Annotated in this window: 24 protein-coding genes; 18 read left to right on the forward strand and 6 right to left on the reverse strand. The window is 63.7% G+C overall.

Going from position 1 to position 25763, the window contains the following annotated elements; genetic code table 11:
• Positions 1 to 35 precede the first annotated feature (35 nt).
• On the reverse strand, positions 36 to 527 hold the full coding sequence (gene ilvN / locus AC1D1F_RS09865; protein WP_007869681.1) for an acetolactate synthase small subunit: 492 nt from the start codon (positions 525 to 527) through the stop codon (positions 36 to 38).
• Positions 528 to 638: 111 nt separating this feature from the next.
• Entirely contained in the window at positions 639 to 2417 is a 1779-nt protein-coding gene (locus tag AC1D1F_RS09870; RefSeq protein WP_477678697.1) for an acetolactate synthase 3 catalytic subunit, read from the reverse strand.
• Between the two features lie 320 nt (positions 2418 to 2737).
• On the opposite strand from AC1D1F_RS09870, the gene AC1D1F_RS09875 reads away from it, so the two are divergent.
• The 6 genes from AC1D1F_RS09875 to AC1D1F_RS09900 all read left to right on the forward strand — a co-directional run bounded on the left by AC1D1F_RS09875 (position 2738) and on the right by AC1D1F_RS09900 (position 6217).
• Entirely contained in the window at positions 2738 to 3304 is a 567-nt protein-coding gene (locus AC1D1F_RS09875; RefSeq protein WP_477652237.1) for an RNA polymerase sigma factor, read from the forward strand.
• Positions 3301 to 3747 (forward strand): DUF3619 family protein, encoded by a 447-nt coding sequence (locus tag AC1D1F_RS09880; RefSeq protein WP_477678957.1) that lies wholly within the window; start codon positions 3301 to 3303, stop codon positions 3745 to 3747. The genes AC1D1F_RS09875 and AC1D1F_RS09880 overlap by 4 nt, the downstream gene beginning before the upstream one ends.
• An 83-nt stretch (positions 3748 to 3830) precedes the next feature.
• Complete coding sequence (locus AC1D1F_RS09885; RefSeq protein ID WP_477678958.1) at positions 3831 to 4472, forward strand: DUF3106 domain-containing protein; 642 nt, start codon at positions 3831 to 3833, stop codon at positions 4470 to 4472.
• Between the two features lie 81 nt (positions 4473 to 4553).
• Positions 4554 to 5111, forward strand: a complete 558-nt coding sequence (locus tag AC1D1F_RS09890) for an RDD family protein (protein ID WP_477678959.1) — start codon at positions 4554 to 4556, stop codon at positions 5109 to 5111.
• Between the two features lie 36 nt (positions 5112 to 5147).
• Positions 5148 to 5600 (forward strand): diacylglycerol kinase, encoded by a 453-nt coding sequence (locus AC1D1F_RS09895; protein ID WP_477678960.1) that lies wholly within the window; start codon positions 5148 to 5150, stop codon positions 5598 to 5600.
• Positions 5597 to 6217, forward strand: a complete 621-nt coding sequence (locus AC1D1F_RS09900; protein ID WP_477696148.1) for an LOG family protein — start codon at positions 5597 to 5599, stop codon at positions 6215 to 6217. The genes AC1D1F_RS09895 and AC1D1F_RS09900 overlap by 4 nt, the downstream gene beginning before the upstream one ends.
• A gap of 15 nt (positions 6218 to 6232) precedes the next feature.
• On the opposite strand, the gene AC1D1F_RS09905 is transcribed toward AC1D1F_RS09900, so the two are convergent.
• Together AC1D1F_RS09905 and AC1D1F_RS09910 are read right to left on the reverse strand one after the other, a co-directional pair.
• Complete coding sequence (locus AC1D1F_RS09905; protein WP_007869659.1) at positions 6233 to 6571, reverse strand: P-II family nitrogen regulator; 339 nt, start codon at positions 6569 to 6571, stop codon at positions 6233 to 6235.
• Positions 6572 to 6728: 157 nt separating this feature from the next.
• Positions 6729 to 8417, reverse strand: a complete 1689-nt coding sequence (locus AC1D1F_RS09910) for an NAD+ synthase (RefSeq protein WP_477696149.1) — start codon at positions 8415 to 8417, stop codon at positions 6729 to 6731.
• Between the two features lie 25 nt (positions 8418 to 8442).
• Here AC1D1F_RS09910 and AC1D1F_RS09915 point away from each other — a divergent pair, with 25 nt between their 5' ends.
• From AC1D1F_RS09915 to AC1D1F_RS09935, 5 genes are all read left to right on the forward strand, one after another.
• Complete coding sequence (locus AC1D1F_RS09915) at positions 8443 to 9672, forward strand: GNAT family N-acetyltransferase (protein ID WP_477679163.1); 1230 nt, start codon at positions 8443 to 8445, stop codon at positions 9670 to 9672.
• 95 nt (positions 9673 to 9767) lie between these two features.
• Positions 9768 to 10100: a hypothetical protein gene (locus AC1D1F_RS09920; RefSeq protein ID WP_477679164.1), complete on the forward strand. Its 333-nt coding sequence runs from the start codon at positions 9768 to 9770 to the stop codon at positions 10098 to 10100.
• A gap of 26 nt (positions 10101 to 10126) precedes the next feature.
• The gene (locus tag AC1D1F_RS09925) at positions 10127 to 10933 is read left to right on the forward strand and encodes a hypothetical protein (protein ID WP_477696150.1); all 807 of its coding nucleotides are present in this window, start codon (positions 10127 to 10129) and stop codon (positions 10931 to 10933) included.
• 109 nt (positions 10934 to 11042) lie between these two features.
• Complete coding sequence (locus AC1D1F_RS09930; RefSeq protein ID WP_477696151.1) at positions 11043 to 12695, forward strand: wax ester/triacylglycerol synthase family O-acyltransferase; 1653 nt, start codon at positions 11043 to 11045, stop codon at positions 12693 to 12695.
• A gap of 35 nt (positions 12696 to 12730) precedes the next feature.
• Positions 12731 to 13564 (forward strand): alpha/beta hydrolase, encoded by an 834-nt coding sequence (locus AC1D1F_RS09935; protein WP_477675041.1) that lies wholly within the window; start codon positions 12731 to 12733, stop codon positions 13562 to 13564.
• A gap of 74 nt (positions 13565 to 13638) precedes the next feature.
• Here the strand turns inward: AC1D1F_RS09935 and ppa are convergent, their stop codons facing one another.
• Positions 13639 to 14169 carry an inorganic diphosphatase gene (ppa, locus tag AC1D1F_RS09940; RefSeq protein WP_477696152.1) on the reverse strand — a complete coding sequence of 177 codons (531 nt, stop codon included), beginning with the start codon at positions 14167 to 14169 and terminating at the stop codon, positions 13639 to 13641.
• 308 nt (positions 14170 to 14477) lie between these two features.
• Between ppa and AC1D1F_RS09945 the strand changes: the two genes are divergently transcribed.
• Entirely contained in the window at positions 14478 to 16700 is a 2223-nt protein-coding gene (locus AC1D1F_RS09945; RefSeq protein ID WP_477696175.1) for a sodium-translocating pyrophosphatase, read from the forward strand.
• Positions 16701 to 16800: 100 nt separating this feature from the next.
• On the opposite strand, the gene AC1D1F_RS09950 is transcribed toward AC1D1F_RS09945, so the two are convergent.
• A complete protein-coding gene (locus AC1D1F_RS09950) occupies positions 16801 to 18948 on the reverse strand; it encodes an AAA family ATPase (RefSeq protein WP_477696153.1) in 2148 nt (715 codons plus the stop codon).
• A gap of 285 nt (positions 18949 to 19233) precedes the next feature.
• Between AC1D1F_RS09950 and AC1D1F_RS09955 the strand changes: the two genes are divergently transcribed.
• The 6 genes from AC1D1F_RS09955 (at position 19234) to moeA (ending at position 25757) form a co-directional block, all read left to right on the forward strand.
• A complete protein-coding gene (locus AC1D1F_RS09955; RefSeq protein WP_477675038.1) occupies positions 19234 to 20667 on the forward strand; it encodes an aldehyde dehydrogenase family protein in 1434 nt (477 codons plus the stop codon).
• Positions 20660 to 21706 carry a DUF4424 family protein gene (locus tag AC1D1F_RS09960; protein WP_477675037.1) on the forward strand — a complete coding sequence of 349 codons (1047 nt, stop codon included), beginning with the start codon at positions 20660 to 20662 and terminating at the stop codon, positions 21704 to 21706. Before AC1D1F_RS09955 ends, AC1D1F_RS09960 begins: the two co-directional genes overlap by 8 nt.
• Before the next feature lie 104 nt (positions 21707 to 21810).
• Positions 21811 to 22572, forward strand: coding sequence for an SDR family oxidoreductase (locus AC1D1F_RS09965; protein ID WP_477675036.1), 762 nt, complete (start codon positions 21811 to 21813; stop codon positions 22570 to 22572).
• A 101-nt stretch (positions 22573 to 22673) separates the two neighbouring features.
• Positions 22674 to 23801 (forward strand): GTP 3',8-cyclase MoaA, encoded by a 1128-nt coding sequence (moaA, locus tag AC1D1F_RS09970; RefSeq protein WP_477675035.1) that lies wholly within the window; start codon positions 22674 to 22676, stop codon positions 23799 to 23801.
• A gap of 1 nt (position 23802) precedes the next feature.
• Positions 23803 to 24450 carry a molybdenum cofactor guanylyltransferase MobA gene (gene mobA, locus AC1D1F_RS09975; RefSeq protein ID WP_477696154.1) on the forward strand — a complete coding sequence of 216 codons (648 nt, stop codon included), beginning with the start codon at positions 23803 to 23805 and terminating at the stop codon, positions 24448 to 24450.
• Positions 24447 to 25757, forward strand: coding sequence for a molybdopterin molybdotransferase MoeA (gene moeA, locus AC1D1F_RS09980; RefSeq protein ID WP_477696155.1), 1311 nt, complete (start codon positions 24447 to 24449; stop codon positions 25755 to 25757). Before mobA ends, moeA begins: the two co-directional genes overlap by 4 nt.
• Positions 25758 to 25763 lie beyond the last annotated feature (6 nt).

The following is a 25763-nucleotide window of genomic DNA, read 5'->3' on the forward strand; positions in this document are numbered from 1 at the left end:
TGAGCCTGTCGAAACGCGCGCACGGACGACTTAAATCAAACCCGCAAAATCCGCTCGCCGCGGCCGATGCCGCTGGAGCCGGTTCGCACCGTCTCCAGGATCGCGCTGCGGTCTATGGCCTCCAGGAAAGCATCGTTCTTGGACTGGTCGCCGGTCAGCTCTATGGTGTAGCTTTTCTCGGTAACGTCGATAATGCGCCCGCGGAATATATCAGCCATGCGCTTCATCTCTTCGCGCTCCTTGCCGACCGCGCGCACCTTGACCATCATGAGCTCGCGCTCGGTGTAGGCGCCCTCGGTCAGGTCCACTACCTTGACCACTTCGATCAAGCGGTTCAGGTGCTTGGTGATCTGCTCGATGACGTCGTCGGAGCCCGTGGTCTGTATCGTCATGCGCGACAGGCTCGGGTCCTCGGTCGGTGCGACGGTCAGGCTTTCGATGTTGTAGCCGCGCGCCGAAAACAGGCCGACCACGCGGGAAAGAGCGCCCGGCTCGTTTTCCAGCAAAACTGCAATGATGTGTTTCATAAGAAGATTCCTCTTTTCGCCGCCCTCCCCTGCGCACGGTAATGCGCAGGCTCGGCGGGCAATAGATTCGTCAGGTGACGGTGAATGAATGGGTGTGCGGCGGCCTGAGGCCTAGAGATCTTCCGACCCCAGCAGCATCTCGGTAATGCCCTTGCCGGCTTGCACCATCGGGAACACGTTTTCGGTCGGGTCCGTGCGGAAATCCATGAACACCGTGCGGTCCTTGAGCTTGCGCGCCTCGCGCAACGCCGGTTCCACGTCCTGCGGCTTTTCGATCAGCATGCCGACGTGCCCATAAGCCTCGGCCAGCTTCACGAAATTGGGCAGCGCGTCCATGTAGCTGCTGCTGTAGCGGCCTGCGTATTCGACTTCCTGCCACTGGCGAACCATGCCCAGGTAACGGTTGTTCAGCGACACGATCTTGATCGGCGTGTTGTACTGCAGGCAGGTGGAAAGCTCCTGGATGCACATCTGCACCGAGCCTTCGCCCGTGATGCAGAACACTTCCGAGTCGGGCTTGGCCAGCTTGATGCCCATGGCGTAGGGAATGCCGACGCCCATGGTGCCCAGGCCGCCCGAATTGATCCAGCGGCGCGGCTCGTCGAACTTGTAGTACTGCGCGGCCCACATCTGGTGCTGGCCCACGTCCGACGTGATGTAGGTGTCGGCGTCTTTGGTCAGGTTCCAGAGGGTTTCGACCACATGCTGGGGCTTGATGACGTCGCCCTTACCCATGCTGTATTTCATGCAGTCGCGCTTGCGCCAGCCTTCGATCGTGTCCCACCAGCCGCCCAGCGCGTTGGCGTCGGGCTTGAGGCCGGACTCCTTGATCATGCTGATCAGTTCGGTCAGCACGTCCTTGACGTCGCCAACGATGGGGATGTCGACCCGCACGCGCTTGGAAATGCTGGAAGGGTCGATATCGATGTGGATGATCTTGCGCTCGTTCTGCGCGAAATGCTTGGGGTTGCCGATCACACGGTCGTCAAAGCGGGCGCCGACGGCCAGCAGCACGTCGCAGTTCTGCATCGCGTTATTGGCTTCGATGGTGCCGTGCATACCCAGCATGCCGAGGAATTTTTTGTCGCTGGCCGGATAGGCGCCCAGGCCCATCAGCGTGTTGGTGCAGGGATAACCCAGCATGTCGACCAGCGTGCGCAACTCCTGCGAGGCATTGCTCAGCAGCACGCCGCCGCCGGTGTAGATGTAAGGACGCTTGGCCGCCAGCAGCAGTTGCAGGGCCTTGCGGATCTGCCCGCCGTGGCCTTTGCGAACCGGGTTGTATGAGCGCATCTCCACGGTTTGCGGGTGGCCGCTGTAGGGAACCTTGTTGAAGGATACGTCTTTCGGAATGTCCACGACCACGGGGCCGGGCCGCCCGCTACGGGCGATGTGAAAGGCCTTTTTCAAGGTGTCGGCCATCTGCCGCGCGTCCTTGACGAGAAAGTTGTGTTTCACGATGGGCCGGGTGATCCCGACGGTGTCGCATTCCTGGAAGGCATCGAGGCCAATGGCGTGGGTGGGGACCTGCCCGGTGATGATCACCATCGGGATGCTGTCCATGTAGGCCGTCGCGATCCCGGTGACCGCGTTGGTCACGCCAGGTCCGGAAGTGACGAGGGCCACGCCCACGTCGCCGGTGGCACGGGCATAGCCGTCCGCCGCGTGCACGGCCGCCTGCTCATGCCGCACCAGGATGTGCTGGATCGAGTCCTGCTTGTAGAAGGCGTCGTAAATGTGAAGGACCGCACCGCCGGGGTATCCCCAGACGTACTTGACACCTTCAGCCTGAAGCGACTTGATGAGGATTTCCGCGCCGCGGAGTTCCTGGGAATTTGTGTGTGCAGACGCTGCTGCCGCGGAAGCGATTTCCGCCTTGGAGATTTCCATGATGAACCTTTGTGAATTTCTCTAACGAAATACCTTGGGTGCCTCTTCGCCCACTCTTGTGAAGCAGCGTCGAGACTTGAGGCCAGAACCATAAGCGGAAACATAAACCGCCGAGTCATGACCCGTTTGCCTTTTGAATTGCAGGGCATATTATGACATTTCGCGTTGCGCAATGGCCGCAAGGCCTCAAAAAGGGCCAGCCAGCACCGGCCATGATGCGATAATTTTCCAGCGGCATCCCAGGATGCATGCTGATCGGCACAGGCCCCGCGAAGACCGCGGCCATCCTGCAGCGCTGGACGAACCGGAACCCCACACCGTTGGCAACTGAACAAGAACTCTCGGATTTCCTGAAAAACGTTGAAAAACGGGCTTTCAAGCGCAGCATTTACCACGTCCGGGACGAAGAAGCTGCTCTCGATATCGTTCAGGACAGCATGATGAAGCTGGCGCAGCACTACGGCGACAAGCCCGCCGCCGAGTTGCCCATGCTGTTCCAGCGCATCCTGGCCAACACCACGCTGGACTGGTTTCGCCGCCGCAAGACCCGCAACGCGCTTTTCTCCAATATGAGCGACTTCGAATCGTCCGGCGAAGACGGAGATTTCGATCTTCTGGAAACTTTAGAGACCCTGACCAACTCAGAGGGTACGGAGAGCGCCCAGGATGCCACGGAGCGGGCGCAAATATTGCATGAGATCGAACTGCAGGTAAAGGAATTGCCGGGCCGTCAACGGGAAGCCTTTCTGATGCGTTACTGGGAGGAAATGGACGTCGCTGAAACAGCAGCCGCCATGGGCTGTTCAGAGGGTAGTGTCAAAACGCACTGTTCACGCGCAGTTCACGCTCTCAGCAAAGCCCTGAGCGCCAAAGGTATAAAACTATGACTAATTCACTACAAAAAAGAGCCGCCATCCTCCAGGACCGCTTTGGCCTGAAAACCGCCTCCTACCTGTCCGCGGGTGCTGCAGACCTGCCTTACGACATTTCCGAGCGCTTGCGCGCCGCGCGCTTCCAGGCTGTCTCCAGCCGCAAGATCGCAAAAACCGAAACCGCCGGCGGTGTCGTCGGCAACGGTGCCAGCGCAGCCCTCACCTGGGGCTCCGACGACGGACTGAGCTGGTGGGCACGCATTGGTTCGGTGTTACCGCTTGTTGCGCTGGTCGTGGGGCTGCTGGTCATCAATTCGATTCAGAACGACAACCGCGCCCAGGAGTTGGCAGAAGTCGACGTGGCGCTGCTCACCGACGAGCTCCCACCCGCGGCCTTTGCCGACCCCGGTTTTGTCCAGTACCTCAAAGTGACTCGCCAAGCCCCTACGGTCCAATGAGCCGCCCAGCAGCCGCCCGACACCTCCCCCTGCCTCTTGACCCTTCAACCCGGTTGAAGTTGCAATGGCTGTCGCTTGGGCTCGTGACAGTCGCCCTGCTGGCATTACCGGTTTTCAGTTTTGCCCAAGCAACCAAGCCCGCAGCCACTGCCAGCGCCCCCGGCGCCGCCAAATCGGCCGCCAGCGCGCCGGCCAAAACCACCGCATCCAAACCCACTTGGGCTGAACTCAGCCCCATGCAGCAAAAGGCGCTGGCGCCCCTGGCCTCAAGCTGGAACACCACCAGCGAGCAGCAAAAACGCAAATGGCTGGAAATCTCAAAAAATTACCCTTCGTTGCCCCCTGAAGGACAGGCCAACCTGCACAGCCGCATGAACGAATGGGTCACGCTGAGCCCCCAGCAACGCGCCCAGGCACGGCTGAACTTCGGCAAGACCAAAGAGCTCTCCAAGCAGCTCACGCCTGAAGAGAAAAAGGCCAAATGGGAAACCTACCAAGCCCTCAGCCCTGAAGAAAAACAAAAGCTGGCGGCCAAGGCCAGTCCCAAGCCCGCCGGGGCCGCGACCGCCGTCAAGCCGGTGGCCCCTCAGAAGCTGGCGCCGGTTCCACCGCACCCGGTCAAGGCCAGCAGCAAGGCTGCGCCTAAAATCAATGCTTCCACCCCGGTGGCAGCCGCCCCAGCGGCACTGCCTGCCAGCGGCCCAGGCGCAACGCCCCAGCGTTGACATACCGCCGGCGGGCAAGCCGGCCGGATTTATTGGCCGCTCCGGCAGTCCCCTGCCAGCGAGCATTGAAGAGCAACACATTTGACAGCCACCGATACCCCCTCAATACCGTCCATCCCCAGGCGCATGGCTTGCTGGATGTACGAAGGCATGCTGATGTTCGGCGTGGTTTTCCTGGCCGGCTACCTCTTCAGCACCTTGATCCAGACCCGCAACGCCCTGGACAACCGCCACGCGCTGCAGGCTTTTGTGTTTGTGATCTTCGGCATCTACTTCGTCTGGTTCTGGGCAAAAGGCCAAACCTTGGCGATGAAAACCTGGAACATCCGCGTGGTTGACGTCCACGGTGCCCCCATCTCCCAGAAGCGCGCCCTGCTGCGCTATGTGCTGAGCTGGTTATGGTTCCTGCCGCCGCTGGCCGTCAGCTGGATGCTGGCGCTGCCGGGCCGCGAAGGCGCCGTGCTGGCGCTGGGTTGGGTCGCCATCTGGGCGATCCTGGCGCGTTTTCATCCGCAAAAGCAGTTCTGGCACGATGCCTGGGCAGGAACCCGGCTGATCACCTGGGTGGCGCCTGAAAAGCCCCGCCGCAAGGAAAAGTCGAAGGTCACAGCCGGTAATGATGTGGCCGAGCAGCCCTAACATCAACATGCCATAAAGCTGCGCGACAATCGCCCCATGCCCGAACAAGTCCCGCTTTCCGCCTCCCTGCCAGCATCCACCCCTACGGCCTCCCCGATATCCCTCGATGAGCCGGTCAACCCCCAAAAGCACCGCAGGGGCCTGAGCCGCGTCTGGCACGCCACGGGCTATTCCATCGCCGGCCTGCGCGCCGGCTGGCATGAAACCGCGTTTCGCCAGGAAGCCATCGCCTCCATCGTGCTGATTCCGGCCGCCTTCTGGCTGGGCCGGAACTGGGTGGAAACCGTGCTGCTGGCCGGGACGGTCATCCTCATCATGATCGTGGAACTGCTCAACACCGGGATCGAAACCGCCATAGACCGCATAGGCCCCGAGTGGCACGACCTTTCCAAGCGCGCCAAGGACATGGGCAGCGCCGCCGTCCTGCTCAGCCTGCTGCTCTGCGCAGGCACCTGGGCCTTGGCGCTCTTTCAACGATTTTCAGCATGAACAACGACAGCACCGCAGTGACAGAAAACTCCAAGCCCACCTTCTCCCTTTGCGTTTATTGCGGCTCCCGCCCGGGCGCCAATCCCGAATTTGCCGCGATCGCCGCCCTCGTCGGCACATGGATAGGCACCCACGGCGGGCAGCTGGTCTACGGCGGTGGCCGCAACGGCCTCATGGGCATCCTGGCCGATGCGGCACTCGCCGCGGGCGCGCGGGTCGTGGGCGTGATTCCCAAGGCGCTGGTGGAAAAGGAATGGGCCCATACCGGCTGCACCGAGCTGCACATCGTGGAAAACATGCACGAGCGCAAACGCCTGATGGCCGAGCATGCCGACGCATTCCTGGCCCTGCCGGGCGGCATAGGCACGCTGGAAGAGTTCTTTGAGGTCTGGACCTGGCGCCAGCTCGGTTACCACGACAAGCCGGTCGGGCTGCTCAACATGGGTGGCTATTACGACAGCCTGCTGGCCTTCCTGGCCTCATCGGTCAAGGCCGGCTTCATGAACGACTGGCTGATGGACCTGATACGCACCGGCAGCGAGGCGGAGCCGCTGCTCGAAACCCTGGTGCAGGCAGCCGGCACGACACCCACCGCCACCCGCCTCGACCAGATTTAAACGGTTTAGCGGCTCTCAGACTGCCGCTTCATCTTCCTCACCCGTACGGATGCGTACCACGCGCTCCACGCTGGTGATGAAAATCTTGCCGTCGCCGATCTTGCCGGTGCGCGCCGCGCGCACGATGGCGTCCACGCAGCGCTCCACATCCTCGGTTTTCACGACGACTTCGACCTTGACCTTGGGCAGGAAGTCAACCACGTACTCCGCGCCGCGGTAGAGCTCGGTATGGCCCTTCTGGCGGCCGAAGCCCTTGACTTCAGTGACGGTCAGCCCGGTCACGCCGCATTCGGCCAGCGCCTCGCGGACTTCTTCGAGCTTGAAAGGCTTGAGGACGGCGGTAATTTGTTTCACTGAGTATCTCCGGTAGTTCTAAAAATCATCAAAGTCACTTGAAGGTCGCAAGAGGCTCTTCACCAGCATGAGCCGCGGGACTGGCTTTGCCAGACCGCAGGCGGGCGGCCCCCTCGGGGGGCAGCGACCCACACGCAGTGGGGGAGCGTGGGGGCCATCACTGCCGGAATTTGCTGGTAATAGGATAGCGCCAATCCTTGCCAAAGCTCCTGTGGGTGACCCTGATGCCCACCGGCGCCTGCCGCCGCTTGTATTCGTTGATGCGGATCAGCCGCGCCACTCGCTCCACCACCGCACGGTCAAAACCGGCGGCGATGATGCCCTCGGCGCTCTCGTCGTTTTCCATATAGCGCGACAGGATGGCGTCCAACACCTCGTAGGGCGGCAGGCTGTCCTGGTCGGTCTGGTCGGGACGCAGCTCGGCGCTGGGCGGGCGCGTGATGATGCGTTCGGGAATCGGGTTGCTGCCCGTGCCATACGGGTCATTGGCATTGCGCCAGCGCGCCAGCCGGAACACGGAAGTCTTGAGCACATCCTTGATGACCGCGAAGCCGCCGGCCATGTCGCCGTAGAGCGTGCAATAGCCGGTGGCCATCTCGCTCTTGTTGCCGGTGGTCAGCACGATGGAGCCGAACTTGTTGGACAGCGCCATCAAAAACACCCCGCGTATACGCGCCTGGATGTTTTCCTCGGTCGTGTCTTCCTTCAGGCCCTTGAACTCGCCGGCCAGGGACGCCTTGAAGGCCTCGAACTCGGGCACGATGGAAATCTCGTCGTAGCGCACCTTCACGCGTTCGGCCATCTCGCGCGCATCTTTCCAGGAGATGTCGGCTGTATAGGGTGAAGGCATCATCACCGCGCGCACCTTGTCCGCGCCCAGCGCATCCACCGCGATCGCCAGCACCAGGGCCGAATCGATACCGCCCGACAGGCCCAGGATGGCGCCCGGAAAGCCGTTTTTCCCCAGGTAATCGCGCACCCCCAGCACCAGCGCATCCCACAGGTCCGCCTCGTGACTGCGCTCGGGCGCCGTTTCCGCCGTCAAAGTGACAGCGTCCCCCGTGCGCTCGGCGCGAATGGCAAACAGCTTTTCCCTGAAACTTTCGGCCCGCCCGGCCAACGCGCCGTCGGCCTGCAACGCAAAAGAACGTCCTTCAAACACGATTTCGTCCTGCCCGCCCACCAGGTGGGCATAGACCAGCGGCAACCCGGTGGCCAGGCAGCGGTTTTGCATCATCTGCTCGCGCTCGCCGCCCTTGCCCACATGGAAAGGCGAGGCATTGATGACCACCAGCAGCTCGGCGCCGGCCTCTTTGGCCAGGCGTGCCGGCTCTTCGAACCAGGCGTCTTCACAGATCAGCAGCCCTATACTGACGGCCTCATCGCCCTCCCCGGCCTGGAACACGCAGGTGCCCTGGCCGGGCGTGAAGTAGCGGCGCTCGTCGAACACCTGGTAATTGGGCAGCTCGCGCTTGGCGTAGCTTTCGATGACACGGCCCTCGCGCAGCACCCGTGCCGCGTTGTGGCGCTGCTGCACTTCCACGCTTTTGGTGCGCAGGCCCTTGCCGTTATCGCCGTGGGTGGGTGTGCCCACCACCACCGTCAGGCCTTTTAACCCGGCCAGCTCGCGGGCCACTTGATTCACGGCATCATCACAGGCCTGGATGAAAGAGGGGCGCAAAAACAGGTCTTCGGCCGCGTAGCCGCAAATCGCCAGCTCGGGCGTTAGCACCAGCCGCACACCGTCCTGGTAGGCGGCGCGAGCCGCCTCGATGATCTTTTGCGCATTGCCCGGCATGTCTCCCACGCAATAGTTCAGCTGGGCAACGCAGATTTTGAGTGGCATGTAGAAGTAAAACCCCGAAAAACACGTGAAAAACGACTCAAACGATTATGTCATCCGCGTGCTGGATTCGCCGCTGAAGGTCAATGCATCCGAGTGGAACGCCCTGCTGGCGGCGCAAAGCCCGGGCGAGGCCGCCAACCCCTTCATGCGCCACGAATACCTGGCGGCACTGCACGAAAGCGGCAGCGCCAGCCCCGACACCGGCTGGACGCCCTGCTTCGTCACCCTCTGGCAGGGCAACTCGCTGGCCGGCGCCTGCCCGCTTTACCTCAAGGCCCACTCCTACGGTGAATACGTGTTCGACTGGGCCTGGGCCAATGCCTACCAGCAGCACGGCCTGGACTACTACCCCAAGGCCGTGGCCGCCGTACCCTTCACGCCCGTCCCCGGCGCCCGACTGCTGGCGCGCAACGCCGCTGAACGCGCGCTGCTGGTCAAGGCACTGGTCGCCTGGTGCGGAGACGAAAACCTGTCGTCGCTGCACCTGCTCTTTACCGCCGATGAGGACGTGGCCGCTTGCCAGGACGCCGGCCTGATGCTGCGCCACACAGTGCAATTCCACTGGAAAAACAGCGACTATCGCGATTTCGACGATTTCCTGACCTCACTCAACCAGGAAAAGCGCAAGAAAATCCGCCAGGAACGCCGCAAGGTTCACGATGCCGGCATCACCTTCCGCTGGTCGCTGGGCAAGGACATCAGTCAGGCCGACTGGGATTTTTTCTACCGCTGCTACGAACGCACCTATTACGAGCACGGCAACGCGCCCTACCTCAGCCGTGATTTCTTCCAGCGCATGCAGGACACCATGCCTGAGAACTGGCTGCTGTTCATCGCCGAACACATGGCCGACGGCGGCAAACCCCGGCCCATCGCGGCCAGCCTGATCGCCGTCAGCGCATCACCGGCTGGCGCATCGGACACAGCCAATCCTCCGCTGACCGCCTACGGCCGCTACTGGGGCGCCCTGGCCCGCGTCGACTGCCTGCACTTCGAAGCCTGCTATTACCAGCCGCTGGAATGGTGCATCACGCATGGCTACCAGCGCTTTGAAGGCGGTGCGCAGGGCGAGCACAAAATGGCCCGCGCCCTGTTGCCCGTCAAGACCACCAGCGCCCACTGGCTGGCCCATCCCTCGTTCGCCGACGCGGTCGAGCGCTTCCTGGAGCGCGAGGGCGCCGGCATTGAAAGTTATATGGACGACCTGGAACGGCGCAACCCCTTCAGGCGCGCAGCACCGGCCGCTCCAGCATGAAAAGATACTCCGGTTGCCAGCGCCGCAGGGTCTTTTTCCCGTGTGGACGTCCTTCGGGCAAGCGGTGCTATAAATCCTCCCAAAAGGAGCTTCGCATGAGCAACACAAATCCCACATTCCAGAGCCAGTACAAGGTCAACCTGGTCGAGTGCCCCACCCTCAGCGCCGAACAGCGTGCCGCCGCCGAACTGCGCTTTCGCATGGCGCTTGAATTCGCCGTGGGCGGGCCGGAATACGTGCTGCCTTCGCTGCAGGCCTACATGCTGGCGCAGACCCTGAGTGAAGGCCTGCCGCTGGAAGGAGCCTCCGAGGCGGAAGAGCAGGTCATCGCGCTGTGGCAGAACGCCGAGACCGACGCGATCCTGGCCGCCATGAGGCCGCTGGGTGACAACCTGGACAACGCGCGCTTCGAGATTCTTCCGCTCTGAAATCCCACCATGCCGCCCTCCGTACCATGAGCAGCGCCGCCATCCCGCTTTCCAGCGCCCCGGCAGGCACGGCGCCCGCCGCCAACGACAGCGCCCTCGAAAACCCGCCGCCGCTGGGCCGCCCCCACGCTCGCCGCCTGCGCGAGGTCTATCGCTCCGCAGGCTGGCCCTGCCAGGACCTGCTGGAAATCGAACTGCTCGCCACCGGCATGCTGCAGCGCGTGGCCGGCCCCGCGGGCCATGAGACCTTGCGCGTCACCGATGCGGGCATTGCCTACCTGGCGGCCACGCTGCTGCGCAACCGCTCGGCCCTGTCCAAGCATGAAGCACTGGTCGAGCAGGTGGCGTGTGAAATGGTGCGCGCCGGCCGCATCGCCTGGCGCGGCCTGGGCTTGCGAGCGCAACTGCCGCCGGACACCGAAGGCGGCAAGGCGCGCTGGGGCATCGTCAGGCCCGACGTGTTTTCCATCCGCAACACCACGGTGCAGGAGTACGTGGATCCCATCGTCCATGAGATCAAGGTGCATCGCTCCGACCTGCTGGGTGACTTGCGCCGCCCCGAAAAACGCGCCGCCTACCTGGACCTGGGCGGCGAATGCTGGTACGTGCTGGGCTGCGATGCCAAAGGCCGGCCCATAGGCGCAGCGGATGAAATCCCGCTCGAATGCGGCGTGATGCTGATGGAAAACCATCGCCTGGCCGTCGTTCGCGCGGCGCCGCGGCGTGCGCGGCAGTCCTTGCCGCTGGGTGTCTGGATGGCGCTGGCCAAGGCAACGCCTGTCGCCGGGCTCAATGACGATGAGCAAGGCATGCTGGGCGACTGCGAAGCTTGAACGCAATCACAGTCGTACGCTGAGCCCGGCGCGACACGCTCAGCTACGGCAAACCCTAGTGCCGCGCCCACGCCCGCTCGGTTAAGGTCTCCCCACGGAGACAATAACCATGAAATCCCTGACCGGCCTGGACGCGACCTTTCTCTACCTCGAAACCCCTGAAATGCCCATGCATGTGGGCTCGCTCAATCTGTGCGAATTGCCGGCGGGCTTCAAAGGCAGCTTCCACAAGGCCGTCAAAACCCACATCGGCAAACGCATGCACCTGGCGCCGGTGTTCAGCCGCAAGCTGGTGTTCATGCCACTGGACCTGGGCCACCCGCTCTGGGTGGAGGCCGATTCGGTCGACATCGATTTCCACATCCGCCGGGCCGACTCCACCAAAAAAGGCGCGGCCCCCATGACGCTGGCCGAGGTGCACAAGCTCTGCGCCCAGTTGCATGGCGAGGTCATAGACCGAGACTACCCGCTTTGGGAGTTCTATATCTTCGACCGCATCCAGTTGCCCGAATCCCAGGGCGGCGGCATCGTGGCGGGCTTTTTCTCCAAGATCCACCATGCCGCGCTCGACGGCAAGGGCGGCGTCATGCTGGCCAATGCCATGCTGGACCTGAGCCCGACGCCGCGCGAGGTGGCGCCCCCCGACCCTGAACGGCGCCGCAAGCTGGAGTCCGACCTCAAGCTGGGCAAGATGATCGGCTCGGTGTTTTCCAGCTCGCTGGGCCAGCTGGCCAAGGTCGCCAAGTCGCTGCCCGCCGCGGCCAGCACCTTCGGCAGCACGCTGGCCAAACAGTCCATGGGCAGCTCGGCCACAGGCGTCAAGCCCAAGATGCCCATGAAACTGGCGCCGCCCACGCCCTTCAACGCGGGCATAGGCACCGGCCGCGTGTTCGTCACCGCCACCATCCCGCTGGGCGAGACCAAGGCCATGGGCAAGGCGGTGGGCGGCTCGTTCAACGACATGGTGCTGTGGATCTGCTCGACCGCGCTGCGCAACTACCTCACGCAGCACCACAGCCTGCCGAAAAAATCGCTGGTGGCCGCCATGCCGGTGTCGCTGCGCGAAGCCGGCGCCACCGATGCCAGCAACCTGGGCAACCAGGTCAGCATGAGCCTGGTTGAACTCGGCACGCACCTGGCACATCCGCTCAAGCGCATGAACGCCATCATGGCCTCCACCGCCAAGGTCAAGACCTCCATGCAAAACCTCAAGGGCCTGCTACCGACCGACTACCCTTCGCTGCTGGCGCCCTGGCTGGTAGGGGGGGCCGCCAAAATGGCGCTCAATGCCTATGGCAAAAGCGGCATGGCCAGCCGGCTGCCCATGGTCGCCAACCTGGCGATTTCCAACGTGCCGGGCCCTCCGGTTCCGTTGTACCTGGCCGGCGCCAGGTTCCTGACCTTCCACCCGCTGTCCATCATCCTGCACGGCCTGGCGCTCAACATCACCATCCAGACCTACGCCGGCCATGTGGATTTCGGCATCATTGCCGACAAGAAGGCGCTGCCGCATGCCAAAGACCTGGCCAGGGCGATCGAAGAGGCCTTCACCGAGGCGCAGTCCTTGATGGCCAGCGCGGCGCCTGTCGCTGTTGCGCCTCAAAAACCAGCCAAGCCCGCGGCGAAAAAGGCCCCCCGCAAGGCGCTCCCGGTAAAAACCCGCAAGGCCGCTGTCACGAACGTGACGAAATCCCGCGCGCGGCCGCCAAAGTTAGAGGCGCCTCCCTCTGTAAACAAGCGTAAGCGCCTCCATACTGTTTGAGTCAGAACTCCAAAAGACAATCAATGCCCCACGCCATGGCAAGCCCGTCATCCAAGCGAAATTCTTCCGCCTTTCAAGACTCCCAAAAACCAGCCCCGCACGATGTTCCGCCCAGCGCCTGGCTGCTTGCACTCGAGTTGCGCGCATTCTGGGAATTCGGCGCCCTGCTGCCCGCCTGGCCGCTGCTGGCCCGCGCGCCGCGCGGCGACGGCCATGCCGTCATGGTGTTCCCCGGCCTCTCGGCCAACGACGCCACCACCGTGCCGTTGCGCCACTACCTGCAATCGCTCAACTACAAACCCTGGGGCTGGGAACAAGGTTTTAACTTCGGCCCGCGCGCCGGCGTGCTCGAAGAGGCCCGCGACAGCCTCAGCCGCACTTTTGAGGCCACGGGCCGCAAAGTCAGCCTGATCGGCTGGAGCCTGGGCGGCGTCTATGCGCGCGAGCTGGCCAAGGAAATGCCGGACAAGGTGCGCTGCGTGATCACGCTGGGCACGCCCTTCGCGGGCTCGCACAAGGCCACCAATGCCTGGCGCATTTATGAGCTCACCAGCGGCCGCAGCGTGGAGCGTGAATCCGACAACTACGACCTGCCCGCCGCCCCGCCCGTACCGACCACCAGCATTTATTCGCGCAGCGACGGCGTGGTGGCCTGGCAGGCCAGCATCCAGGCGCCCAGCGCCGCCAATCCGCAAACCGAGAACATCGAGGTGCTGGCCAGCCATATCGGCATGGGCGTGAACCCCAGCGCCTGGTGGGCCGTGGCCGACCGGCTGGCCCAGCCCGAAGGCCAATGGAAGCCCTTCGCGCGCGAGGACAAGGGACGGCTCCACGGCCTGGTTTATCCGGAACCGGCCCAGGCGACTTAACACCGCGGCGACGGAATGAAAAAAGCGCCTGCAGGAAAACCTGCAGGCGCTTTTTTGTTGGAGCCCCGAAAGCTTCAGCCCTTGGCGTAGTTGGCGATGCCGTCGGTGATTTCCTTCTTGGCCGCGTCCGGGCCTTCCCAACCCAACACCTTGACCCACTTGCCTTCTTCCAGGTCCTTGTAGTGCTCAAAGAAGTGGGAGATGGTCTTCAGGCGCAGCGGGTTCATGTCTTCGGGCTTTTGCCACTGGGTGTAGAGCGAGCATTTCTTGTCGATGGGCACGGCCAGCACCTTGCCGTCTTCGCCGGCTTCGTCTTCCATCTTCAGGATGCCGATGGCGCGGCAGGTCACCACCACGCCGGGGATCAGCGGCACCGGTGTAATCACCAGCACGTCGACCGGGTCGCCGTCGCCGCTGATGGTCTTGGGCACATAGCCGTAGTTGGTCGGGTAGTGCATGGACGTGCTCATGAAGCGGTCCACAAAAATCGCACCGGACTCCTTGTCCACCTCGTACTTCACCGGGTCGGCGTTCATCGGGATTTCGATGATCACGTTAAAGGATTCGGGAACGTTTTTACCGGGAGAAACTTTATCGAGGGACATGGTCGCTTGAGGTTTGTGTTGAAGAGAAAGAAATGAAATGAAAGGCTTCACACCACGTGAATAAGCGCTTGGCCGCGCCAGGAGTAATAACTAGCGGCTACCTGCAGCTCGGTATTTACCCTCATTTTACTGATTCAGGGCTTACGCATCGCGAACTTGTCATGTTTTCGCGTTAAATTTCGCGAGTTGGCCAATCGACCTTGTCTCCAAGCGTGACACAAGCAACGAGGAAGCAACGCAGCGGGGGCACCGCTCGCGTGGCACCCCCTCCAAGCGAAAAACAACGTAGGAGAATTTCAATGTCAGCTATGACAGGCAACTCGGCGCTCATTCTTGCGCTGGTCTGCGGACTGATCGCCGTCGGGTACGGCATCTGGGCACGCAGCTGGATTCTTTCCCAGGACGCAGGCAATGCGCGCATGCAGGAGATTGCAGCCGCCATCCAGACCGGCGCCGCCGCTTACCTTGCGCGGCAATACAAAACCATCGCCATCGTCGGCGTCGTCCTCACGGTGCTCATCGGCTTCTTTCTTGACGGCAAGACCGCCATCGGCTTCGTCGTCGGCGCGGTGCTCTCGGGCGCCTGCGGCTTTATCGGCATGAACGTCTCGGTGCGCGCCAACGTGCGCACCGCGCAAGCCGCCACCAAGGGCATAGGCCCCGCCCTGGACGTCGCCTTCCGCGGCGGCGCCATCACCGGCATGCTGGTGGTGGGCCTGGGACTGCTGGGCGTGACCGGTTTTTACTGGTTTCTGGTGGGCAACGGCAACTACACGCCTGACCTGAAGCTGGCCAACCTGCTGAATCCGCTGATCGGCTTTGCCTTCGGCTCCTCGCTGATCTCCATCTTCGCCCGGCTCGGTGGCGGCATCTTCACCAAGGGCGCCGACGTCGGCGCCGACCTGGTGGGCAAGGTCGAGGCCGGCATCCCCGAAGACGACCCGCGCAACCCGGCGGTGATTGCCGACAATGTCGGCGACAACGTGGGCGACTGCGCCGGCATGGCCGCCGACCTGTTTGAAACCTACGCGGTCACGCTGATCGCCACCATGGTGCTGGGCGCCCTGTTGCTGTCCAGCGCGGGCGCCACCGCCGCGGTGTATCCGCTGGCGCTGGGCGGCGTGTCCATCATCGCCTCCATCATCGGCTGCTTCTTCGTCAAGGCCTCGCCCGGCATGAAGAACGTGATGCCGGCCCTCTACAAGGGCCTGGCGATCGCCGGCGTGCTGTCGCTCATCGCCTTTTTCTTCGTCACCAAGTGGCTGATGCCCGACGACGCCGTGACGGCCACCGGCACCCAGATGCGCCTGTTCGGCGCCTGCGCGGTCGGCCTGGTCCTGACCGGCGCGCTCTGCTGGGTGACCGAGTACTACACCGGCACGCAATACAAACCCGTGCAGCACATCGCGCAAGCCTCCACCACCGGCCACGGCACCAACATCATTGCCGGCCTGGGCGTGTCCATGCGCTCCACCGCATGGCCCGTGATCTTTGTGTGTATCGCCATCCTGACGGCTTACGGGCTCGCGGGCCTCTACGGCATCGCGATTGCCGCCACCTCCATGCTGAGCATGGCCGGCATCGTGGTCGCGCTGGACGCCTACGGCCCTATCACCGACAACGCCGGCGGCATCGCCGAGATGGCCGAGCTGCCCAGCAGCGTGCGCGACATCACCGACCCGCTGGACGCCGTGGGCAACACCACCAAGGCCGTGACCAAAGGTTATGCCATCGGCTCCGCCGGCCTGGCCGCGCTGGTGCTGTTCGCCGACTACACGCACAAGCTCGAAGCCTATGGCAGCGTGATCACCTTCGACCTGAGCAACCCCAAGGTCATCGTCGGCCTCTTTATCGGCGGCCTGATTCCCTACCTGTTCGGCGCCATGGCCATGGAAGCCGTCGGCCGCGCCGCTGGCGCCGTGGTGGTTGAAGTGCGCCGCCAGTTCCGCGACATCAAGGGCATCATGGACGGCACCGGCAAGCCCGAGTACGACACCGCCGTCGACATGCTGACCACGGCCGCCATCAAGGAAATGATGATCCCCTCGCTGCTGCCCGTGGTCGTGCCCATCGTGGTCGGCCTGGCGCTCGGCCCGCAAGCCCTGGGCGGCCTGCTGATGGGTACCATCGTGACCGGCCTCTTTGTCGCAATCTCCATGTGCACCGGCGGCGGCGCCTGGGACAATGCCAAGAAGTACATCGAAGACGGCAACCACGGCGGCAAGGGCTCGGAGGCGCACAAGGCCGCCGTGACCGGCGACACCGTGGGTGACCCCTACAAGGACACTGCCGGCCCGGCCGTGAACCCGCTGATCAAGATCATCAACATCGTGGCGCTGCTGATCGTGCCGCTGGTGATGAAGTTCCACGGCGGCGCCGCGCAAGCCGCGCCCAGCGCTCCCATGGCCGAACCCGCCGCCGTGAGCGCACCGGCCGCCACTCCCACGGCGCCGGCCATGCCGGCCCCGGCGCCCACGCAAGCGCCCGCCGCAGCTGCCACGCCAACGCCGGCTGCACCCGCTTCCCGCTAGCCGGATAAAGCGGCTACGGCCCCAAGCAAAAAGCCCTGCACTGCAGGGCTTATTCTTTGTACGCACACAGCAAGGCTGCCGCGGCGTCGCCGCCAGCCGGTCAAGCCGGCATCAGCTGGCCCGCCCCTTGCCCAGCCTGCAGCAACGCCGGCGCCGCGAGGAATTCAAAGCGGCGAATCTCGCTCAGCGCTTCGCTGAGCGTCATCTCGCCGGATCGCATCAGGCAGCCGGTCAGGTGCTCCGTCAGTCCGGTGTATTGCGCCAGGACAGCCTTGGTTTCGCTGAAAAGCCGTTCGCTCTGGGCTTCCATGATGCTGCGTGTTTCCTCGTCCGGCGGGGCCGTGCCGCCGTCCTTGACGAGCGCGGCATAGTTCAGCCGGGTCTTGCGGTACATGCCCATTTCAGCCACCGCATGGTGCAGTAGCCGCGTCACGCGCGTGATGTCGTTGTGGGCGCCGCCCGTGGTGCCGTCCTCTCCGAAGAAAAGCTCTTCATTGGCCATGCCGCCCAGCAGCACGCGCACTTCATGCTCCATGTCGCCTTTGGTCTTGAGGAGATTGCTGTCCTGCTTGTGCAGTACAAAGCCCAGCGCGTTGTTGCGCGGATTGGCTTTGAGTGAAATCTTGATGGTGTTCATGTCGGCTTGCAGGGCATCCCAGTTGCCGCCTGCCAACTTGCGCTGGTGGTGAAAGTCCATCAGGAAGTGGCCCCACTCATGCACGGCGATGATGCGCCGGTCCCGCTCGCGCTCCTTGGTGGTGTTGTCGTTGACGTTGCCCACCAGCACACGCTCGGCGGCCTGCATCAGGGTGTGCGCGCCTATCATCTGGCCCGACTGCACGGCGATGATGCCGGCCTGGTTGACCATGGTCTCGAGGTCCGCCGGGCTGCAACCCTCCGTCAATTCCACAAAATGCCGCAGGTCCATATCCGGCAGCACCTTTTCCGCGCGCTGACGCAGGTAGTGGCCGGTGATGGCCAGGCGCTCCTGCTGGTTGGGCATGCGGAAGTCGACCTTCATCTGGAAGCGGCGGAGCATGGCCTCGTCCATCTGCAGGTTGGCCGAATTGAAATTGGACGCCACGATCCAGATGATTTCGGCATCCGACTTGGTCCGCACGCCGTCCAGGATGGCCAGCAGCATGTTCTGCGTGTCGTCGTCGTATTTCCGGTTGCCGCCGCGCCGCATGAAAAGATCTTGCGCCTCGTCGAGGAAGACGATGCAGCGCTTGCGCCGCGTGGCCAGCGCCAGGATGCGCGACAAGGTGTTGGAGCCGCCGGCGACATAACCGGTTTCCAGGTTGGCGGCCGAATGGAAAAGAATCGGCAGGTTCAGCTCCTTGGCCAGGTAGCTGGCCAGCTTGGTCTTGCCGGTGCCCGCCGGGCCGCTGAACATCACATTGAAGGGCTTGTTCACGCCATACGCCGCATATTCAAGGCGGCGTTCGTACTGGTCGCGGATTTGCGCGACCTCGGCCTTGATGTCGTCCATGCCGACCAGGTCTTCCAGGTCTCCGCTGATTTGCTGCGGGGAAATGAACTTGAGGGCCTTCCGTTGCCCGCCGACCTGGAACCACAGAAAGGCCAGCAGGCCCACGGTCAGCGCGGCGGACACCAGCGCGCTGGCGCCGCCTTTCCAGGCGTCCTGCTCGGATTGCGGACGCGCCTCGCCGAAACGCTGCTCAAGGCGCGCCAGCATGTCCTTGCTGGCGCCGTCAAGCGCGGCCTGCGGCACAAAAGCCAGCTTGCCGCCCCAGGGCGCCGTCACGGCCTTGTCGGCCAGGATCTTGGTCTCCATGTCCGAGGGGTAATAGGCGTACTGCCGGCCCTCCGACTCGACCAGCACAAAGCGTTCGGAAACGGTCCAGAGAATCGGGCGGTAAATGATGGTGATGCGCGCGACCGGGTGGGTCTCGAGAAAGCTCAGCACCGAGCCGCTCCCAAAGACCACCGGCAACGTGGTGTTGTAAGCCCAGGCCGCCTCGGCGCCTTGGCCCGTGGCCGCCATCGCTTTGACCTCCAGGCTCAGCTTTTCCTGCCGTTCCAAGGTGGACCAGGCGTAATACGCGCTTGCCGGAATCATCAGCGCCACGCCCAATACCGTGAGCTTCATGGCCAGGCTTTGTATGGTCAGCCAGTCGCGCAGGCGGGTCGCCGTGGTTTTAAGCCAGGCCCGCATGCCGGAGCCGGCGGTGGGTGCATCGCCGGCGGGAGCGGCATCGGTCGCGCATGAGGTGGGGTCTGTCATCGCAATATGTGTCCAGATTGCGGCCCGCAGTTGCCGGCTGCGGCCGCGGTCTGCGCCCGCGGGGCGCAATGTAGGCACCGTTCCGTATGTAGGAATTGGCGAGGTGCGTGTGTAGGTTCAATCCTACAGAAAAGCCCATTTCCCCACAGCAAAAATGTTGTAAACGGGGCGCCGCCGCACCACATCCAGACGTGAAAAACACACGCTTTTTTTAACCGTTACTTTCGGCCGGCCGCGAAGCGCTTGACCGGCGCCCCCACGGCCGGTTTCAAGCAAAATCAGGCGATGCAGCTCAATTACATCGCCAACGCCTCCCTCCCCTCCGTCTCCGGCAAGACCATTCCCGTCATCGACCCGTCCGACGGCCAGGTATTTGACGAAATCCAGCGCAGCAACGCCCACGACATCGACACCGCCGTGCGCAGCGCGCGTGAATGCCTGGAGCTGGTGTGGAGCCGCTTCAATGCCGCCGAGCGCGGGCGCCTGCTGATGCGCCTGTCGGCCAAGGTGGCCGAACACGCCGAGGAACTGGCCCAACTGGAGCAGCGCGATTGCGGCAAGCCGACCAAACAGGCGCGCGCCGACGCGGCGGCCCTGGCGCGTTACTTCGAGTTTTATGCCGGCGCCTGCGACAAGCTGCACGGCGACACCATTCCCTACCTGGACGGCTACAGCGTGATGACCTGGCGCGAGCCGCACGGCGTCACCGGCCATGTGATCCCCTGGAACTACCCGATGCAGATCTTCGGCCGCAGCGTGGGCGGCGCGCTGGCCGCGGGCAACGTCTGCGTGGTCAAGCCGGCCGAGGATGCCTGCCTCTCGCTGATCCGCGTGGCGCAGCTCGCCGCCGAGGTCGGCTTTCCGGCCGGCGCCATCAACATCGTGACCGGCTACGGCCACGAGGTGGGCGACGCACTCGCGCGCCACAAGGGCATAGACCACATCAGCTTCACCGGCAGCCCCTCCGTGGGCACGCTGATCCAGCAGGTGGCGGCCGAGCGCCACTGCCCGGTCACGCTGGAGCTGGGCGGCAAAAGCCCGCAAATCGTTTTTGCCGACGCAGACCTCGACGCCGCGATTCCCGCCATCATCAATGCCATCGTGCAAAACGCAGGGCAGACCTGCTCGGCGGGTTCCCGCCTGCTGGTGGAGCAGGCGATTTACGAGCCACTGCTGCAGCGCCTGGGCCATGCCTTTGAAAACCTGCGCGTCGGCCCCGCCGCCATGGACCTGGACGTGGGCCCGCTGATCCGCCAAAGCCAGCAGCAGCGCGTCTGGGATTTTCTGAGCGACGCGCACGTCGCCAACATCGCCATGGTGGCCCAGGGCCAGATCGTCGACGAAGCGCCTGAGACCGGTTTTTACCAGGCGCCCACCCTGCTGCGCGACGTGCCGGCCACCCACCGGCTGGCGCAGGAAGAAGTCTTCGGCCCGGTGCTGTGCGCCATGAGCTTCAAGGACGAAAACCACGCCGTGGAACTCGCCAACGCCACCCAGTTCGGCCTGGTCGCCGGCATCTGGACACGCGACGGCGCGCGCCAGTTCCGCATGGCCAAACGTGTCAGGAGCGGCCAGGTCTTCATCAACAACTACGGCGCCGGCGGCGGCGTGGAGCTGCCCTTCGGCGGCGTGAAGTCCTCGGGCTACGGACGCGAAAAGGGCTTCGAAGCGCTATACGGCTTCACGACCTTGAAGACCGTGGCGGTGCGGCATGGATAAATTAAAACTTTGGGCGATGGCCGGTGCGATGCTTGCATCACTTCTGGCACAGCCTGCACATGCAAACGACTCCACCGCCAGGGTCGGCGCCGGCGGCCTCGAGCTGGTCAGGTCGGACGCCATTCGTATGGCGGAAGAAATTCTCGAAATTTCTCCCACACGCATACGGGTTCGCTACAAGTTTTTGAACGACAGCCAAAACGATGTGAAAACCATCGTGGCCTTTCCCATGCCGCGCTTTGGGTGGAACCCGGGAGAGGCGCAGCTGGACGCCAACGTGGGCCCCATGAGTTCGTTCGAGACTCGCGTCGATGGCCAAAAAGTCAACACACGTGTTGATACCAAGGCGTTCCTCAAGGGAAAAGACATCAGCGCATTGCTTCGGGCCCAGGGTTACACGGAAAAAGACATGGTCAACGCGATGAGTTGCAACCTTGGCGCAGTCAGCGGGCAGCAGTGCATCGCGGACTCCGTCGTCAAGCGGATTCCGGGCATTGCAGAGGGTGGCTCCCCCCGTTTCAGCGTCCAGGAGACCGCCTGGTGGGAACAAAAATTCCCCGCAGGAAAAATGGTGGAAATTGAACACAGCTACCAACCCAAAGTGGGCCAGGTCTACCAAATCCACAACTACAACGGTAAGCCGGATGACAGCGCTTTGCTCAGGCCCTGGGTGCCGGGTGGCAACTCAGGCACGGAAGACGGCCGCAGGGCATGCACCCATGAAGGCGGCGACGACGCCGTCATCTCCAAAGCCAACCGGCTTCAAAAATTAAATGACGGCGAGGTCTGGGTGACCCTGAATGACCTCGAGTATGTGCTGGGTACCGGCCGTAACTGGAAAGGGCCAATAGACAGTTTCACACTCCGGATCGAAAAGGCGTCACCAGACCAGATCGTCTCGCTTTGCTTCCCGGGGAAATCGCGACAAGTGGATAAACGCACGCTGGAATTCAAAGCTACGCGGTTTGTACCGCCGGATGACCTGGTCGTTTACTTCTACACGGTCAAAACCGCCGGTCAAATAAATCGGGAGCCATAAAAAAAATGATCTGGCTGTCCCGGTGTGTCCCGGTGTGTCCCGGTGGCGGGATGTAATAAGCTCACGTATCAGTTCAATAAATCAAAACACCTGGAGACAAGCCCATGCGGGTCAAAGACAAATCCATCATCGTGACCGGCTCCGGTGGCGGCATCGGTGAAGGCATCGCCCGGCGGCTGGCGGCCGAAGGCGCCAAGGTCATCGTCAACGACATCAACGTCGCCCTGGGCGAAAAAGTGGTGAGCGCCATCGTCAAAGCCGGCGGCACGGCTTCTTTTTTTGCCGCCGACGTGACGAAATCCGCTGAAGTGAAAGCGCTGGTCCAGGCCGCCGTGGACCGCTACGGCCGGCTCGACGTGATGGTCAGCAACGCCGGCTGGACACACCGCAACCAGCCCGCGCTCGACGTCAGCGAAGACGACTTCGACAAGTGCTACGCCATCAACGTCAAAAGCATTTACCTGGCCACCATCCATGCCACGCCGGTGTTCCGCAGCCTGGGCGGCGGCAGCTTCATCAACATCGCCTCCACGGCCGGCGTGCGCCCGCGCCCAGGCCTGACCTGGTACAACGGCTCCAAGGGCGCCGTCATCACCACCTCCAAATCGCTGGCGGCCGAGCTGGGCCCCGACAACATCCGGGTCAACTGCATCAACCCGGTGTTCAACCCCGACACCGGCCTCTCCGCCGATTTCGCCGGTGGCCCGCTGGACGAGGAACGCAAGGCGCGCTTTCGCGCCAGCATCCCGCTGGGGCGCTTTTCGACCGCGCTGGACGTCGCCAATGCGGCGCTTTACCTGGCCAGCGATGAGGCCGATTTCATCAGCGGAGTATGCATAGAGGTAGATGGAGCCCGCTGCGTCTGACGTGGATCGCTCCGCGATACCGCCCATCCTTTGGGGATAAGGCCTCTTTTTAGCGCTTCGGGCGGGCCAATGGAGTAAATTCTCCCCTTGGGCCCCTCACGATGACGACCGAAAAAATCATTCCGCTGGCAGATATCCGCTACGCAAGCCGCGTGCCGCACATCCCTGCCCGACTGGTAGCGCCCACCGGCCTGTTGAGCGACACGCGAGGCCGGCCGCTGCGGGATTTGCGCATCAGCGTAACCGACCGCTGCAATTTTCGCTGCAGCTACTGCATGCCGCGCGAGGTGTTCGACAAGGATTACGCCTTCCTGCCGCAGACCTCGCTGCTGAGTTTTGAGGAAATCACCCGCCTGGCCAAGGTGTTCGTGGCGCACGGGGTCGAAAAAATCCGCCTCACCGGCGGCGAGCCGCTGCTGCGCAAGCACCTCGAGGTGCTGGTCGAAATGCTGGCGAAACTGCAGACTCCGCAGGGCAAGCCGCTGGACATCACCCTGACCACCAACGCCTCGCTGCTCGCCAAGAAGGCCCAGTCGCTCAAGGACGCCGGCCTGCAGCGCGTCACGGTGAGCCTGGACGCGTTGGACGACGCCACTTTCCGCCGCATGAACGACGTGGACTTCCCGGTGGCCGACGTGCTCAAAGGCATTGAGATCGCGCAAAAGGTCGGCCTCGCGCCGCTCAAGGTCAACATGGTCGTCAAGCGCGGCACCAACGACGCGGAAATCCTGCCCATGGCTCGGCACTTCCGCCACACCGGTACGGTGCTGCGCTTTATCGAATACATGGACGTGGGCGCCACCAACGGCTGGCGCATGGATGAAGTCCTGCCCTCGGCCAAGGTGGTGGAGCGGCTGAACGCCGAGTTCCCGCTCACCGCCGTCAACCCGAACTACACCGGCGAAACCGCCGAGCGCTGGCGTTATGCCGACGGCGCGGGCGAGATCGGCGTGATCAGCAGCGTGACCCAGGCTTTTTGCGGCGACTGCAACCGGGCGCGGCTGTCCACCGAAGGCAAGCTGTTTTTGTGCCTGTTCGCCAGCCAGGGCCAGGATTTGCGCGCCCTGTTGCGCGGCGGCTATGCCGACGAGCAGATCGCCGCCGCCGTGGCCCACATCTGGCAGGGGCGCGACGACCGTTATTCTGAACTGCGCGCCGCCCTGCCCGCGGATACCAGCATGCCCGACAGCAGCGGCAAGCGCGTCGAAATGAGTTACATCGGTGGCTAGCATGACCAGCAACAGCCACAACGCCTCACTGCACGCCGAAGCCATCACCGGCCTGATCCTGGCCGGCGGGCGCGGCTCGCGCATGGGCGGCGTCGACAAGGGCCTGCAGAACTTCAACGGCGTGCCGCTGGCCCTGCACACGCTGATGCGCCTCTCCCCGCAGGTCGGAGAGGTGATGGTCAACGCCAACCGCAACCTGGCCGCCTATGAGGCCTTCGGTGTGCCGGTCTGGCCCGACAGCACCGGCCTGGGCGAGTTCGCCGGGCCGCTGGCGGGCTTTCTCACCGGCCTGGAGCGCTGCGAAACGCCTTACCTGCTAACCGTGCCCTGCGACACGCCGCTCTTTCCGGATGACCTGGTCGCACGCCTGGCTGAGGCTTATGTGCGCGATGGCGCCGACTTCGCCGTGGCCGCCGCACCCGAGGAAGACGGCCAGCTCAGGCCGCAGCCGGTGTTTTGCCTGATGGGCACCCACATGCTGGAAAGCCTGGTGCGCTTTACGCACGCGGGCGGCCGCAAGATAGATGCGTGGACGGCGCAGCACAAGACCGTGGCCGTGCCCTTCGACCGGCCCGGCGACGATGCGCACGGTTTCTTCAACGCCAACACCCTGGCCGAGCTGCACCAGCTCGAATCGCGCCTGCCGTGAAGACGCTGGACCAGATCGCCGCGGAGCTCCAGGGCTACGACCCGCAAGCCCTGTCGGCCGGCCAGGTGCTGGACTTCCTCTCCCGGCTGGTGGCGCCTGTCCAGGATGCCGTCAGCCTGCCGCTGTTCGAGGCCCTGGGCCGGGTGCTGGCCGAGGACGTGGTCTCGCCTTTTGACGTCCCGCCCCACGACAACTCTGCCATGGACGGCTTTGCCTTTGACGGCAGCCGGCTGGCCCCGGGCGCGGCGCTGGAACTGCGGGTGGCCGAAGGCACGTCGCTGGCCGGCAAGGCCTGGCAAGGCAGCGTGCAGCCCGGCGAATGCGTGAAGATCATGACGGGCGCCATCATGCCGCCCGGCCTGGACACCGTGGTGCCGCAGGAGTTCGTCAAGCAGCTTCAAGACAGCGAAGGCACACGCATCAGCATTCCGCCCGGCCTGCTGCGTACTGGCGACAACCGCCGCCTGCGCGGCGAAGACCTCGCGCAAGGGCTGCCGGCGTTGCGCAAGGGCGAGATCCTCACGCCGGCGCGGCTGGGACTGGCAGCGTCGCTGGGCCTGCCCACCCTGCCCGTCTGGCGGCCGCTGCAGGTGGCTTACTTTTCCACCGGCGATGAAATCCTCTCGCTCGGCGAAGCGCCGCGCGAAGGTGCTGTCTACGACAGCAATCGCTACACCGTCTTCGGCATGCTGAGCCGGCTGGGCTGCCAGGTCATCGACATGGGCGTGGTGCGCGACGACCCGGCCCTGCTCGAAGCCGCTTTCACCAAGGCCGCCGCGCGGGCCGATGCCATCATCACCTCGGGCGGCGTCAGCGTCGGCGAAGCCGACTTCACCAAGGCCATGATGAAAAAACTCGGCGACGTGGCTTTCTGGCGCATCGCCATGCGGCCCGGCCGCCCTATGGCCGTGGGGCGCATCCCGCCCGCAGAAGGCCAAGGCGGCAAGCCCAACGGCGCCATCCTGTTCGGACTGCCCGGCAACCCGGTTGCCGTGATGGTGACCTTTCTGGCCTTTGTGCGCCCGGCCTTGCTGCAGATGATGGGCGCCAGCGGCGCACCACCACCGCTGCTCAAGGCCCGCAGCGCGGAAGCGATACGCAAAAAAGCCGGCCGCACCGAATACCAGCGCGGCTGGGTTTCAACAGCGCCCGACGGCTCTTTACAGGTCAAGACCACCGGCAGCCAGGGCTCCGGCGTGCTGCGCTCCATGGCTGAGGCCAATGGCTTGATCGTGCTGCATCACGCGCAGGGCAATGTCGCAGTCGGCGACGAGCTTGATGTGCTGATGTTTGACGGCGTCCTGTAGATCCAG

This window comes from Polaromonas sp. P1_H6, assembly GCF_056405195.1.

What these genes read in the sequence shown, in the direction of transcription:
- AC1D1F_RS09920 (WP_477679164.1), top strand. Translation starts at nt 9,768, where the DNA reads ATGAGCAACACAAATCCCACATTCCAGAGCCAGTACAAGGTCAACCTG.
- AC1D1F_RS09895 (WP_477678960.1), top strand. Translation starts at nt 5,148, where the DNA reads ATGCCCGAACAAGTCCCGCTTTCCGCCTCCCTGCCAGCATCCACCCCT.
- ppa (WP_477696152.1), bottom strand. Translation starts at nt 14,169, where the DNA reads ATGTCCCTCGATAAAGTTTCTCCCGGTAAAAACGTTCCCGAATCCTTT.
- AC1D1F_RS09925 (WP_477696150.1), top strand. Translation starts at nt 10,127, where the DNA reads ATGAGCAGCGCCGCCATCCCGCTTTCCAGCGCCCCGGCAGGCACGGCG.
- AC1D1F_RS09960 (WP_477675037.1), top strand. Translation starts at nt 20,660, where the DNA reads ATGGATAAATTAAAACTTTGGGCGATGGCCGGTGCGATGCTTGCATCA.
- ilvN (WP_007869681.1), bottom strand. Translation starts at nt 527, where the DNA reads ATGAAACACATCATTGCAGTTTTGCTGGAAAACGAGCCGGGCGCTCTT.
- mobA (WP_477696154.1), top strand. Translation starts at nt 23,803, where the DNA reads ATGACCAGCAACAGCCACAACGCCTCACTGCACGCCGAAGCCATCACC.
- AC1D1F_RS09950 (WP_477696153.1), bottom strand. Translation starts at nt 18,948, where the DNA reads ATGACAGACCCCACCTCATGCGCGACCGATGCCGCTCCCGCCGGCGAT.
- AC1D1F_RS09930 (WP_477696151.1), top strand. Translation starts at nt 11,043, where the DNA reads ATGAAATCCCTGACCGGCCTGGACGCGACCTTTCTCTACCTCGAAACC.
- AC1D1F_RS09935 (WP_477675041.1), top strand. Translation starts at nt 12,731, where the DNA reads ATGGCAAGCCCGTCATCCAAGCGAAATTCTTCCGCCTTTCAAGACTCC.
- AC1D1F_RS09955 (WP_477675038.1), top strand. Translation starts at nt 19,234, where the DNA reads ATGCAGCTCAATTACATCGCCAACGCCTCCCTCCCCTCCGTCTCCGGC.
- AC1D1F_RS09945 (WP_477696175.1), top strand. Translation starts at nt 14,478, where the DNA reads ATGACAGGCAACTCGGCGCTCATTCTTGCGCTGGTCTGCGGACTGATC.
- moaA (WP_477675035.1), top strand. Translation starts at nt 22,674, where the DNA reads ATGACGACCGAAAAAATCATTCCGCTGGCAGATATCCGCTACGCAAGC.
- AC1D1F_RS09870 (WP_477678697.1), bottom strand. Translation starts at nt 2,417, where the DNA reads ATGGAAATCTCCAAGGCGGAAATCGCTTCCGCGGCAGCAGCGTCTGCA.
- AC1D1F_RS09880 (WP_477678957.1), top strand. Translation starts at nt 3,301, where the DNA reads ATGACTAATTCACTACAAAAAAGAGCCGCCATCCTCCAGGACCGCTTT.
- AC1D1F_RS09910 (WP_477696149.1), bottom strand. Translation starts at nt 8,417, where the DNA reads ATGCCACTCAAAATCTGCGTTGCCCAGCTGAACTATTGCGTGGGAGAC.
- AC1D1F_RS09900 (WP_477696148.1), top strand. Translation starts at nt 5,597, where the DNA reads ATGAACAACGACAGCACCGCAGTGACAGAAAACTCCAAGCCCACCTTC.
- AC1D1F_RS09965 (WP_477675036.1), top strand. Translation starts at nt 21,811, where the DNA reads ATGCGGGTCAAAGACAAATCCATCATCGTGACCGGCTCCGGTGGCGGC.